Source organism: Tepidisphaeraceae bacterium (genome assembly GCA_035998445.1).
In the GTDB taxonomy this organism is placed as follows: domain Bacteria; phylum Planctomycetota; class Phycisphaerae; order Tepidisphaerales; family Tepidisphaeraceae; genus DASYHQ01.
Map to the genome: position 1 here is coordinate 62,904 of DASYHQ010000041.1, position 12,963 is coordinate 75,866.

The 12,963-nt window shown below is 64.3% G+C and carries 8 protein-coding genes; 4 read left to right on the forward strand and 4 right to left on the reverse strand.

The window, feature by feature from the left end; translation table 11 throughout:
- Positions 1 to 20: 20 nt before the first annotated feature.
- Positions 21 to 2,021, forward strand: a complete 2,001-nt coding sequence (locus VGN72_15955) for an amino acid permease (GenBank protein ID HEV7300861.1) — start codon at positions 21 to 23, stop codon at positions 2,019 to 2,021.
- Between the two features lie 325 nt (positions 2,022 to 2,346).
- Here VGN72_15955 and ruvB read toward each other — a convergent pair whose 3' ends face one another.
- A complete protein-coding gene (gene ruvB, locus VGN72_15960) occupies positions 2,347 to 3,393 on the reverse strand; it encodes a Holliday junction branch migration DNA helicase RuvB (GenBank protein HEV7300862.1) in 1,047 nt (348 codons plus the stop codon).
- Positions 3,394 to 4,153: 760 nt separating this feature from the next.
- Positions 4,154 to 5,191, reverse strand: coding sequence for a GTP 3',8-cyclase MoaA (gene moaA / locus VGN72_15965; GenBank protein HEV7300863.1), 1,038 nt, complete (start codon positions 5,189 to 5,191; stop codon positions 4,154 to 4,156).
- A 459-nt stretch (positions 5,192 to 5,650) separates the two neighbouring features.
- Here moaA and VGN72_15970 point away from each other — a divergent pair, with 459 nt between their 5' ends.
- Positions 5,651 to 7,549 (forward strand): hypothetical protein, encoded by a 1,899-nt coding sequence (locus VGN72_15970; protein HEV7300864.1) that lies wholly within the window; start codon positions 5,651 to 5,653, stop codon positions 7,547 to 7,549.
- Positions 7,550 to 7,833: 284 nt separating this feature from the next.
- Complete coding sequence (locus tag VGN72_15975; protein ID HEV7300865.1) at positions 7,834 to 8,349, forward strand: crossover junction endodeoxyribonuclease RuvC; 516 nt, start codon at positions 7,834 to 7,836, stop codon at positions 8,347 to 8,349.
- A gap of 227 nt (positions 8,350 to 8,576) precedes the next feature.
- Here the strand turns inward: VGN72_15975 and VGN72_15980 are convergent, their stop codons facing one another.
- Positions 8,577 to 9,449, reverse strand: a complete 873-nt coding sequence (locus VGN72_15980; GenBank protein ID HEV7300866.1) for an AraC family transcriptional regulator — start codon at positions 9,447 to 9,449, stop codon at positions 8,577 to 8,579.
- Positions 9,450 to 9,588: 139 nt separating this feature from the next.
- On the opposite strand from VGN72_15980, the gene VGN72_15985 reads away from it, so the two are divergent.
- Positions 9,589 to 11,622, forward strand: coding sequence for an aldo/keto reductase (locus tag VGN72_15985; GenBank protein HEV7300867.1), 2,034 nt, complete (start codon positions 9,589 to 9,591; stop codon positions 11,620 to 11,622).
- A 686-nt stretch (positions 11,623 to 12,308) separates the two neighbouring features.
- Here the strand turns inward: VGN72_15985 and VGN72_15990 are convergent.
- Positions 12,309 to 12,902, reverse strand: a complete 594-nt coding sequence (locus VGN72_15990) for a hypothetical protein (GenBank protein HEV7300868.1) — start codon at positions 12,900 to 12,902, stop codon at positions 12,309 to 12,311.
- Positions 12,903 to 12,963: the final 61 nt, after the last annotated feature.

Below are 12,963 nucleotides of genomic sequence, written 5' to 3' on the forward strand. Positions count from 1 at the left end.
TTCGACTGGATCAGGCAAAAATGGAAACGTCTTCGGACAACGGGCGTGAAAAACCGCTCGCGCTGGCCTTGCTGTCGAGTACCCGTCCGCGAACCTTAAGCTGGAAGCAGGCCGCGGGGCTGCTGTTTGGCGATTGGGGCACCAGCCGCCTGTACGTATTGGGGCTGGCTTTTCTCTTCGCGGGTCGAAGCAGTTTTTGGCTCATCCTGTCGATGAGCCTGTTGATCCTGGCGGTGGGCTGGGCCTACAGCCAGATCTGCCGGATCTACCCCGACGGTGGCGGTGTGTACAGCGCCGCCAAGCGGCGCAGCCGCACGCTGGCGGTGGTGGGGGCGCTGCTGCTGTTCGCCGACTACACGATTACCGCCAGCCTGAGCGCGCTGGAGGCGTTCCACTACTTCGGCCTGCCCCTTCAGAAGCACGCGATGGTCCAGCAGGCCGTCGCCGCCACGACCAATCCCGGCATCGCCGCACCCGACATGCCCGCGGGCTCGCCGGCAACCGTGGTCGATGCTGGCGATGCGATCGTGCTGAACCACAAGGCCGCGGCGGCCGAGCACGAGCAGTTGTTCGCCTGGGACTCGCCCGGCCTGTGGGCGATTGTCGCCATCGGTGCGCTGGGCCTGTTTAACCTGCTGGGCCCGAAACACTCCTCCGCGTTCGCGATCGCCGCGGCGCTGGGGATGATACTCATCACAATGCTGATCGTGTTCGGGTCGATCCCGCACGTCGACTGGGGGCAACTGGAGATCGGCCACCTGAACCACGACTTCGGCTCGACGTGGGTCGCGTTTGTCTCGATCGTGCTGGCGCTGTCGGGCGTGGAAGCGATCGCCAACCTCACTGGCGTGATGAAGAAACCCGTCGGCGCAACAGCGAGCAAGGCGGTGTGGATCGTCGCGATCGAGGTGGCGCTGTTCAACGTGCTGCTGGCGCTGGTGATGCTCTCGATCTTCCCGCTCGACCGCGAGGCGCACAAGAACGACATGCTCGCCTACATCGCCAAGGTGCGCGTCGGTGAGTGGGCCGAGTGGTGCGTGCGCATCGTGGGTGGCGTGCTGCTGCTGAGCGCGACGAACACGGCCATTAACGGGCTGATGAGCGTCGTCTACGTCGTCAGCCGTGATGGTGAGTTGCCGGCATTCTTTCAAAAGACCAACCGCTACGGAACCCCTTGGATCGCCGCTGCCCTGGCGATGGGCACGCCGGCGTTCGTGCTGTTGTTGGTACACGATCTGGAAAGCCTCGTGGCCCTTTACGCGATCGGCGTGGTGGGCGCCGTTGCGATCGACGTGTCGCTTTGCGCGATCCACCCGCGCCTGCGCTCGCCTTGGCGCAAGGTGCCGATGGCCACGCTCGGCGTGTTGCTGGTGGCGATCTGGATCACGCTGGCGTTCACCAAGCTGCACGCGCTGGCGTTCGTGGGCATCGTGATGGCGATCGGCCTGACCGCCCGCTACGCGACCAAGCAATTGCAGAAGCGCCGCGGGCCCAAGCTCAGTCTGCTGCGCCAGGCGATCGCTGAGCAGGTGACGAGCGAGGCGATGGGCAAACCGAAGATTTTGCTGGGCACGTACGGCAGCGACCTGCTGGCCTCCGTTGCGCTGCGCGAGGCGCAGTCGCGCAACGCGACACTTGTGGTCTGCTTCGTACGGCAGGTCGCGCTGTCGTACGGTTACGACGACGGTACGAAACTGACGATCGACACCGATCTGGCGGCGCTGCGCACTTTCAGCCGGTTCCTGGAGATGGGCCACGACGCCGGCGTGACGGTGCTGCCCGTCTACGAAAGCGGCCAAGACGCCGCCGAACTGATCGCCGAGACGGCAGCGCTGTACGGCTGCGAGGAAGTGCTGATCGGCACGAGCCGTCAGGGTGCGCTCTATCACCTGATCAAGGGCACGTTCCAACGACGGCTCGAAGCGCTGCTGCCGGGTGAGGTGAAGGTGAAAGTCGTGGTGCCCGACGAACCGCCGACCGGTTCACCACCGATGGCCCAACCGGCGCATGTGCCGGCGTAATCATTTGGAAATACGTCGTCTGACGACCATCGTCATCCTGAGAAGGTGATAGAGAACGCGGTGGCGGCTGCCTTCCCGTGGCATGGGCGTCTCGCCCATGCTCGTGGTAGGGCCGGAAGACATAATTGATTGCAGCGGTTTGGTCGGCGCAACAGCCAACCAATGAGATCTCTCATTCCAGTCCACACGCATGGGCGAGACGCCCATGCCACGGTCGGATCAGACGCGGCATCATTCATCAAGTGCAACGAACTCGATCCGGCCCCTCTCCTGGCGTACCGGGAGAGGGGACCAGACTTGAAAAACACGCTTTCATCAACGGCTATCACTTGCCGCCACTGCCGGCGTCGAACAGGTCCATGTCTTTTGGTGGCCGCCATTTCAGGTTCAAATGTTCGTACGCCTGCTTGGTCGCCCGGCGGCCCTGGCGGGTGCGGGTGACGAAGCCGGTCTGCAGCAGGTAGGGCTCGATCACGTCGACGAGCGTCTCGGTCTCCTCTCCCATGCTGGCGCCGATCGCCTCGATGCCGGCGGGGCCGCCTTCGTACACCTCGATCAGCGTTCGCAGGAACTGGCGATCCTGCTCGTCCAATCCCCTGGCGTCGATCCCTTCCAGTTCCAGTGCCGCCTTCGTAACTGGCAGGGTGGGTCGGCCATCGGCCTCGACCGCGGCGAAGTCGCGCACGCGGCGGAGCAGGCGGTTGGCGATGCGCGGCGTGCCGCGGCTGCGATGGGCCAGTTCCCAAAGTGCATCGTCCGGCGCGCCCATCTTCAACTGCACCGCGTTGGCCTTCAGAATCTCGTGGAGCGCCTCGGGCGTGTAGAACTCGATGTGGTTCACGATGCCGAACCGGCTGCGCATCGGGCCGCTGAGCAAGCCGATGCGCGTCGTCGCGCCGATCAAGGTGAAGCGCGGGATGGGCATGGTGATCGTGCGCGCGTGCATGCCGGCGTCGATCGTCACGTCGACCTTGTAGTCCTCCATGGCCGGGTAGAGGTACTCCTCGACGATCGCGGGCAGGCGGTGGACCTCGTCGATGAAGAGCACGTCGCCCTGCTGCAATTTGGTGAGGATGCCGACGAGGTCGGCGCCCTTGGTGAGCGCCGGGCCGTTGGTGACGTGAACCTGCGCGGCCATCTCGTTGGCCACCACGTGCGCGAGCGTCGTCTTGCCGAGCCCCGGCGGGCCGTGCAGCAGGACGTGCTCGACCGGTTCGTTTCGCCCCTTGGCGGCATCGACGGCGATCTTCAACTTTCGGATGAGCGTCGGCTGCCCGACGTACTGCGCGAACAGCTGTGGCCGCAGCGCGTAGTTGAACGTGTTCTCTTCCGGGCTCTGGTTTTCGCCCGATACGATTCGCTCGCGTGCCATGGAGATCGTTTTAGCAGGTGTGAGGAGGGTCATAAAGAAACCGGTGTGGAAAAGGCAACTTGCCCGCTTGACGCGCGCTTGCCCGCGTTCGATTTGATCGGCAATGACGCGCAAACAAGCCCGCGCCCAAACGAGAAAAGAACAGACATGCCCACGAGCGAAGGAACGTACGTCGGTCGGCGAAACAGAAACATCACCCACGCGCACGCGGGATCCTCACGAAACATGGCCACCGGCGTTCCTTCGCTCGTGGGCATGAATACCGAACTGATTCCTAACATTATAGCCGTCCGCCCGCGGCGCGTCGAGCAGAAAAGGGCATGAACATACTTGATGCATGGGTTTCCGGTCCCCTCTCCCGCGTACTCGCGGGGGAGGGCTAGGGAGGGGGCTGCGCGTACGATCAGGAACGGGTTGACGCTCCCGCCCCCACCCTAGGCACTGTCTGACGGATCGCGCGTGGGCGAGAAGCTTGTCATCCCGACCCTAGCGGTAGCGACCCGACCCATCTTCCACGGGCGCGAACCGCTCGTCATTCGAGATCCCTCAGGTCGCCTTAGGCTCCCTTCGGGATGACAACCACCCAGATAGGCACTCATTTTGATCCGCCAGACAGTGCCTAACCCTCTTCCGGAGTACCGGGAGAGGGGACCGGCGGGACGCGTGGGCGCGGTATGCAGCGGTCGGATTTCTGTAATGAAGGCATTGCGCGAATGAGACGCAAATTCCCTGTTCACGGACGACGAACGTCGCCGACGGCCTATCCGCCGATGCGGCTCATTTGTTGGTTGCCGCGGGCGCTGTGGACGTCGGGTTTGAGGCGAACGCAGTCGGTCATCGCGGTCGCGATGCGTTGGTGGCGGGCGGTGGGGGTAAGGTCGCCGGAACGTAGGACGCCGCGCACGTCGACCTCGCCACCTTCGAACAGGCACGATCGCAGCACGCCGGTCGCGGTCAGGCGCAACCGATTGCAGGTGCCGCAGAACGGGGCGGACATCGCGCTGATAAAGCCAATCCGGCCGCGGGCGCCGTGCAATGCGAGGCGATAGGGGACCGCCGGGCCGACGCCCGCTTCGCTGTCTCGGTCGATCGCGACCAGCGGTCCGAGTTCCGCCTCGATCACTTGGCGCATCTGCGTTTCCGAGACGAAGACGTCCCCGCGATCCTGCGCGCCGCAGCCACCGGCGGGGCCCAACTCCTCGGCGTCCACCGCCATGCTGCGGTCGCTCGTTTGCAGCACGGCAGCGTCGCCTAGGGGCATGTATTCGATGAAGCGAACGGTCAAATTGCGGTCGAGCGACAGGCGGGCGAAGTCGGGCAGTTCGTCGTCGTTCACGCCGCGCATGACGACGCAGTTGATCTTCGTTGCGAGGAAGCCACCCTCAATCGTGCGGTCGAGCCCACGCAGCACCGCAGACAGGTCGCCGGTGCGGGTGATCTGCTGGAAGCGGTCTGCCCGCAGCGAGTCGAGGCTGATCGTGATGCGGTCCAGCCCGGCCGACCGCAGTGGCTGAGCCAGGTCGAAGAGGCGCTGTCCGTTGGTGGTCAGTGAAAGGTCGTCGATGCCATCGATTTGCCGCAGCTTGGCAACCAGATCGACCAATCCGTGCCGTACGGTTGGCTCGCCACCGGTCAGCTTAAATCGGCGGATGCCATGCACCTCGATCGCCGCCCGCACGACGTCGGCGATCTCCTCGAAGGTCAGCACATCGTCCTTCGGCAGCCACGCCACCCCCTCGGCCGGCATGCAGTAGGTACAGCGGTAGTTGCAGCGATCGGTGATGCTGATCCGCAACATCCGAACCGCGCCAATCGATCGCGGACCGGTATCAAACCCGGCTGGCGAAGCGGTAACGAGATTCGGCAAGACGGCGAGCTGCACGGTGGGATTATAGCGACCAGCTTGCGGGAGGTGGCGAAATCTCAGGAACACGATGGGGAGCTGCGTGCTAACTGGCATCCCAAGCGGAGCCTAAGGCGACTGGAGGGATCTCGAGTGGCTGGGAATCGCAAGGCGGGTCGAGATCCCTCAGGTCGGCCAGCCTCCCATTGGGATGACACTTGGCCTATTGCGGCGACCTCTATGGGGTTAAGCGGTACGTGGCCCGTCTTATAACCCACCTTGTCCACGCATTCGGCCTCCTCCCTAACCTTTGTCCGTTTGACCGGTCCATACACTTGGGTACGATTCGCATTTCCCAGAGCCGCGTCGCAGGCGCGCGGGGGACGTGAAGAAACAAATCGAAGAGGAGTCCATATGAAGGTCCAAGTCGTCCGCCGCGCTACCGCATTGTCCGCGGCCATTTTGCTGGCTTTGTCGGGGGTCGCCGGCGCACAGGTGCTTGAACAGTTCCCTGAAGGCGCCATGGGTGGCATGCGCATCAGCAACCTCGGTAAGGTCAGCACGAAGGCCGCCGACCTCGCCAAGAAGCTCGGCGTCGACCAGATGTCGCCCGAGGCGGCCGACCCAATGAAGGCGCTGGAGGCCAAGTTCGGCATCAAGGAAGGCCTCAACGAAGACGGTGACTTCGGCGTGGCGTTCCTCGATCCCACGACGCTCGGCGAAGGCGCCGAGCCGATCATCATGCTCGTGCCGGTCACCGATTATCAGGCCTTCCTCGGCAACTTCCCCGACGCCAAGACGACCGGTGAGGTCAGCGAAGTCACCTCGCCCGAGGGCGAGACGTCGTTCGTGAAGTCGTGGGGCGGCAAGTACGCCGCCATCAGCCCCAACAAGGCGGCCCTGCAACTGAAGCCGGCGCCGATGAAGATCAACGGCCAGCTGGCGACCAAGGAGCTGAACGAGAAGGACATGGTCTTCTTCGGCAACATGGAGGCCATCCGCGCTAAGGCGCTGCCCATGATCCAGCAGAACCGCGAGAAGTGGATCGCCGAGATGGAGAAGGACATCCTCTCGCAGGGGCCCGCAATGGCCGACCCCGACGCCGACCCGAACGATCCCGCCGCCGTCGACGAGAACGCGGCCAAGCAGACCGAGATGGCCAAGAAGTTCATGCCCGTCATCAAGGCTGCGGCCAACCAGGGCATCAACGTCATGGAAGGGTTCCTGCGCGACGCGCAGAGCGCGACCTACAGCCTGAACCTGACCGACGCCGGCATCAACGGCACGCTCGCCGCCGAGTTCACGCCCGGCTCGTACGCCGGCAAGATGCTGTCCAACATCAAGGGCACCAACGACTCGTTGCTGAGCGGGCTGCCCGCCGGCAAGTACCTGTTCTTCGGTGGCTCGTCGCTCGATCCGAAGTCGGTCATGCCGGCCGTCAACGACCTGCTCGACCCGGTCCTGAAGGAACTGAACGCCGTCAACGACGATCAGGCCAAGCCGATCATCCAGGTGCTGGAGTCGGCCAAGCGCATGATGGCCGCCACCACCAGCCAGACGTTCGGCCTGGTGGCGCCGGCGGGGCAGTTCATGCAGGAAGCGATCCTTCAGTCGATCACGATCACGCGCGGCGACGTCGCGACGATCGACGCGGCCCAGAAGGAGCTGCTCGAGGCGCAGCAGAAGGTGATGACCCTTGCCCAGGGTCAGGACGCCGCCGGCACCAACACCGTCTTCACGCCCGCCGCGCGGCAGGTGGACGGCGTGACGTTCGACCAGTTCAAGACCGAGATCACCGCCGACCCGGACAGCCCCGACGCCGCCCAGGCTCAGCGCATGCTCGGCATCCTGTACGGCCCCGAGGGCATGACCGGCCTCACCGGCAAGTTGGACGACAAGCAACTGCTGACCGTCGCCGGCCTGTCGCCTGCGGCGCTGAGCAACGTGATCAAGTCGGCCAAGGCCAACGAGGACGTGGTCGGCAAGACGCAGTCCCTGCAGACCGCCAAGGCGCAGCTGCCCGAGCAGCGCATCGCCACGATGTACATCCCGGTCGACGTGATCCTCGGCACCGGCCTGAACTACGCCCAGCAGTTCGGCATGCCGATGAACGTGCAGCTGGCCGAGAACCTGCCGCCGGTTGGCATGACGCTCGCCGCCGACGGGTCGGCCATCCGCATGGACGGCCACGTGCCCACGCCGCTCGTGCAGAGCGTGGTCAGCGCCGTCATGCAGCTCTACATGGGCATGGGCGCCGGTGGCCAGGGTGGCGGAATGGCTCCCGCTCCGCAGCCGGGCGATGACGGCATGTAACGCCGCGTCTACCGCTTATTACTGATCACACCAAGGGCCGCCCCGCAACGGGCGGCCCTTGTTCGTTGGTGCCTCCGGTCCCTCTCCCGGTACTCCGGGAGAGGTTAGGTGAGGGTGCATTTCCAACGGTTTACGACCTTGTAAGAACCAATCACCCTCACCTAACCTCTCCCATGAGTACATGGGAGAGGGACCGGAGAATCGCATCCCCGAAAGCTTCGGAGTGCCCGGTCTCTCCTCGCCTTCAATCTCCCCGCCAAACCTTCTATGATCACCGACCACCCATGCGTGTCCTCGGCATCGATCCTGGCCTGCAGCTCACCGGTTACGGCGTGATCGAGTCGCACCCGTTTCGCCCGCGGTTGATCGATGGTGGCGTCATCCGGCTGGCCGCCAAAACGCCGATTGCCTCTCGATTGGTCGAGCTGGAACGGGCGCTGGAGGAGATCGTCGTCGAACACCGCCCCGAGCGCGTGGCGGTCGAGATGCTCTACGCGCACTACAACCACCCGCGAACCGCGATCCTCATGGCCCACGCGCGCGGCGTGATTTTGCTGGTCGCCGCCCGCCATGGGCTAAGCATCGATGAGCTGCCCGCCAACCGCGTCAAGCAAGCCGTCAGCGGCCACGGCCACGCCAGCAAGCACCAGATGCAACGGGCGATTCAGTCCATCTTCTCGCTGAAGGACCCACCCGAACCCCCTGACGTCGCCGACGCTTTGGCGATCGCGATCTGCAGCGGTATGAGTTTGCCGATGGATACCGCGTCGTCGCGACCCTTGCCGCTGCCCGCGGAGTAGGTGACACACTCCCTCGCAAATCCCTTCCTCTTCGTCTGGTCCCCTCTCCCGGTACTCCGGGGGAGGGCTAGGGAGGGGGCTTGACCGCGGACCCATCGGAGTAGGGCCCCCTCCCTAACCCTCCCCCGCGAGTACGCGGGAGAGGGGACCGGAGCAACGGGTCAAAGTCGTTGCCGCCTTCCTGGAGAGAGGAAGAGTATGGCGTAGCTCATCTCGTTTCGCGTCCCTCATACCGTCCGCCGAAACATCTCCGGGCTCACGCCCACCACCTGCTTGAACTGCTTGCTGAACGTGAACGGGTCGGCATACCCCAACTGATACGCGACCTCTTTGTTGCTTAGCCGATCCTGCGCGATCAGCACGCGGGCGCGGTCGATGCGCCGGCGGATGCGGTACTCGCCGGGCGAGATGCCGGTGCGCTGGCGGAAGATCTTGCGGAACCGCTCGTAGCTTAGCCCGTGGCTGGCGGCGAGCGTGGCGGTGTCGAGGCGCTTGTCGAGGTCGCGCGACAACGCGGCGCTCGCCGACTCGATCAGCGTCGCGTGCGGGTGCGGCGCGTCTCGGCGGCGGTCGGCGTCGTGGGCGTAGGCGAGCAACTCGTGAGCGCGGGCCAGCGTTTGCGCGACGGCGACGTCCGACCCGTGCGACAGGTCGTGTACGATGCGCTCGAACTTGTCGATCAGCTCCAGGTCTAACCCCGGCCGCAGCAGCAGGCGCGACAGGTCGATCGTTCCCAATCGCGCCAGTTCATCGCAGAACCGGCCGTCGAGGGTGATCCAGCACTCGGCCCATTGGCCATCGGGGTCCTGTTCAACCCCGGCAGGGCGGTTGGCGGGCATCTGCAGGAAGCAACCGGCCTCCACGCGCCTGGTGACACCGTCGCCATCGGTGAACGTGCCCGTGCCGCGCAGCACGTAGACCGCGACGTAGTCGCGCATCACGCGGTCGCGGTACGAATTGGCGGCCATTGGCTTGCGCATGAACGCGCAACCGCGCACGCCGCCATGTCCGGTCGCGAACGTGCGGTAGACGACCTCGTCCCGCAGCACGTGCTGCGGGATGCGGTTGTCGACCGGCGATATTCGGACGGATCGCTTCATATCAGGCCCGCGTGGATCTCGATGACCAAATATGACATGCACGCGACCATTTATCCAATGGAAAGTGCCGACGGGTACGCTAGCGTTAGTTCAGCGGAAAACCATTCCTGACACACGCAACCACCCACGAGGAACGCAGATGAGCACGACGAACAAGGTCAACTGGGGCATTCTCACGACGGGCGCGATCGCGTCCTGCTTCGCGCGCAACCTGGCCGCCAGCCAGACCGGTCGGCTGTTGGCGGTGTCGTCGCGCGACAAGGCCAAGGCCGACAAGTTCGCCGCCGAATTCAAAGCTGAGCGCAGCTACGGCAGCTACGAGGAGCTGCTGGCCGACACGGACGTGCAGGCCGTCTACATCTCCACGCCGCACCCGCTGCACACGGAGTGGGCCATCAAGGCGATGGAGGCCAAGAAGCACGTGCTGGTCGAGAAGCCCGTCGCGCTCAACACCGCCCAAGCGATGGCGATGCTGGAATCGGCGACGGTCAACGACGTGCTGCTGATGGAGGCGTTCATGTATCGCTGCCACCCGCAGACCGCCAAGCTGGTGGAGCTGATCAAGAACAAGGAGATCGGCGACGTGCGGATGATCCGCGCCTCGTTCGGCTGGCACGGCGGGTTCAACGCCGAAAGCCGCATCTACAGCAACGAGCTGGCCGGTGGCGGCATTATGGACGTCGGTTGTTATACGACATCGATGGCCCGCCTGATCGCCGGCGCGACGGCCGGTAAGGACTTTGCCGATCCCGTGCAGGTGACTGGCGCGGCGCATCTGGGCGAGACGGGCGTCGACGAGTGGGCGATCGCCTCGATGAAGTTCCCCGGCGACGTGCTGGCGCAACTGTCGACCAGCGTCAGCATGGACCAGGAGGCCGCCGTCACGATCTACGGAAGCGCCGGCAAGATCTCGCTGCCCAACCCGTGGGTCGCCAACCGCGAGAAGGCGCAGGCCGGCAAGATCATCATGCAGAAGAAGGGGCAGCCCGCGCAGGAGATCGACGTGCCCGCTGACGTAACGAGCTTCACGCTTGAGGCGGACGTCTTCGGTCGCGCGCTGCTGGCCGGTGAAAAGCAGGCCCCGGCGCCCGCGATGACCTGGGCCGATACGATGGGCAACATTCGCGCGATCGACCGCTGGCGCGACGCGGTTGGCCTGACCTACAAGATGGAAAAGCCCGAGGGCTACCCGAAGACGACCATCGCCAACCGCCCATTGGCCCGCGGCAAGGGCAACATGAAGTACGGCCGGATTGCCGGCATCGACAAGGAGGTGTCGCGCCTGGTGATGGGCTGCGACAATCAGCAGAACCTCTCGCACGCCGCCATCATGTTCGACGACTGGTTCGCCCGTGGTGGCAACACGTTCGACACGAGCTTTATCTACGGCGGTGGCAAGCAGGAACAACTTCTCGGCCAATGGATGGAACTGCGCGGCGTGCGCGACCAGTGCGTCACGATCGTAAAAGGCCTGCACACGCCCGACTGCTATCCCGCGCGGCTCGAGCACGAACTGCCCAAGAGCCTGGAGCGCCTGCGCACGCCCTACACCGACCTGTACGTCATGCACCGCGACAACCCGAAGGTGCCGGTCGGCGAGTTCGTGTCGGTGATCAACGACCACATCAAGGCAGGTCGCGTGAAGGCGTGGGGGGGCAGCAACTGGACGCCGGCGCGATTTGAGGAAGCCGTCAGCTACGCCAAACAGCACGGCCTGCAGGCGCCGGTGGCGGTCAGCAATAACTTCAGCCTGGCCCGCATGATCAAGCCGATCTGGGCCGGCTGCATCGCCAGCAGCGAACTCGAGACGCAGAAGTGGCACGCCGCCCACAAGGCCGACGTCGTCCTGCTGCCCTGGAGCAGCCAGGCGCGTGGGTTCTTCCTGCCGGGCGTGGCATCGCCGGAGCAGCGCGACAACAAGGAGGTCGTCGAGACCTGGTACAGCGACGACAACTTCGAGCGCCAGCGGCGCGCCTTCGCGCTGGCCGAGAAGCGGGGCGTGACGCCGATCAACATCGCGCTGGCCTACGTGCTCTGCCAGCCGTTCCCCACGTTCCCACTGATCGGCCCCCGCCAGCTCAGCGAGACCCGCACAAGCCTGCCCGCGCTGGACATCCAGCTAAGCCAGGGCGAGTTGAAGTGGCTCGATTTGCAAGCCGACCAGCCGGCGTAAGCTTTTGGCTCACAATGCACGCGAACCCCAAGACCTCCGCGACAACCAACGTCGCGGAGGTCTTGTCGTTTCCACGTCCCAATCTTCTGTAGGACAGGGATTCCTGCCTGTCTCTCCCTCGTCTTCCTCTCCCCCCGTATTCTCTCTGCCTCCCTTCTGTGGCACAGGCATTCCTGCCTGTGTCTCTTCTGTCTTTGTTCTCCTGGTGGGGCGGACATTCTCGTCTGCCACGCGGCAGAGCCGCGATCAAATGCAGGGAACCACGAAGGCGCGAAGACGCGAAGCCGGACACGACGAATTCCGAAGAGCGTTGCGCCAATACGATCGCTTCTGCGCAGCGCCAGCGTAGAGATGGATAGTGTGTTCTTTGACAAGTCGATGGCTGTACGCGGGACTGAGTTGGTCCCGGTCTCACCCAGCCGATGGTGCAAAATGGTGCACAATGGTGCACAAGTTCGCGTTTTCGCTTGCCCAAACCGCCGCCAGGGCGTTGGTTCCGGTTTTCTTCGCGTTTCCTTCGTGCCTCGTGTTTCGTGCATTTGGTAGACAGAAGCGCAACGCAAGTGAGACAGACAAGGAATGTGCGTCCCAATGGGAAGGCAGAGTACGGGGGGAGAAGCAAAACGGGGGGAGAGACAGACAGGAATGCCTGTCCTACGAAAAGAGCGAAGCCGCTGGAGGGCCCGTTAGATGCTCTGGCGCATCGCGGTCATGGCTTGGCGCCACTTGCGGGTGGTGGCGGGGGTTTCGTAGGTCAGCACGTCGCCGAGCGTGACGTAGTCGCGGCTTTCCAGCGCGCCGCGGATCGAGCGCAATTGGTCACCAAACTCGACCATAAGCGACGAGATCGACTGACCGGCGGCGGTGATGTCGTCCAGCTTCAGGCGCAGCAGTTGCGCGGTCTTGTCGACCGATTCCTGCGCCGCTTGCCACGTGGTGAAACAGCCGCTTAATTTCTGCATTGCGCCGGCGGGCTGGTTCTTCTGCAACAGCGCCACGGCCTCACTGCTGAGCCGGTCCGCCTCGGCCATCTGCTGTTCGACCTCGTTCAGCGCCTCGGTCGCGATCTCGCGCGGGTCGGCGGTCTCGATGAACAGCGTGTGCGCGTCCAGCCGTGAACGCGTCAGGCTGGGGAAGTCGTCGTAGTTGGGCTCGTGCCCGTCGATCAGCAGGTTCACCACCAACCGGTTGTCGCGCTTCAGGTGCGACAGCAACTGCCCGACCGTCTCCAGCCCAAAAATCTCAGTCTTCATCGCGGCGTGATCTACGGTTACCGGCATGGGGACTTCCTTCTGTTAACGACCTGTTCCAACTTTATCGGACCTTTGGCTGGCAAAGCTT

Excerpts from the sequence above, each read along its gene's own strand:
- VGN72_15955 (HEV7300861.1), top strand. The coding sequence starts at position 21 with ATGGAAACGTCTTCGGACAACGGGCGTGAAAAACCGCTCGCGCTGGCC.
- ruvB (HEV7300862.1), bottom strand. The coding sequence starts at position 3,393 with ATGGCACGCGAGCGAATCGTATCGGGCGAAAACCAGAGCCCGGAAGAG.
- moaA (HEV7300863.1), bottom strand. The coding sequence starts at position 5,191 with ATGTTGCGGATCAGCATCACCGATCGCTGCAACTACCGCTGTACCTAC.
- VGN72_15970 (HEV7300864.1), top strand. The coding sequence starts at position 5,651 with ATGAAGGTCCAAGTCGTCCGCCGCGCTACCGCATTGTCCGCGGCCATT.
- VGN72_15975 (HEV7300865.1), top strand. The coding sequence starts at position 7,834 with ATGCGTGTCCTCGGCATCGATCCTGGCCTGCAGCTCACCGGTTACGGC.
- VGN72_15980 (HEV7300866.1), bottom strand. The coding sequence starts at position 9,449 with ATGAAGCGATCCGTCCGAATATCGCCGGTCGACAACCGCATCCCGCAG.
- VGN72_15985 (HEV7300867.1), top strand. The coding sequence starts at position 9,589 with ATGAGCACGACGAACAAGGTCAACTGGGGCATTCTCACGACGGGCGCG.
- VGN72_15990 (HEV7300868.1), bottom strand. The coding sequence starts at position 12,902 with ATGCCGGTAACCGTAGATCACGCCGCGATGAAGACTGAGATTTTTGGG.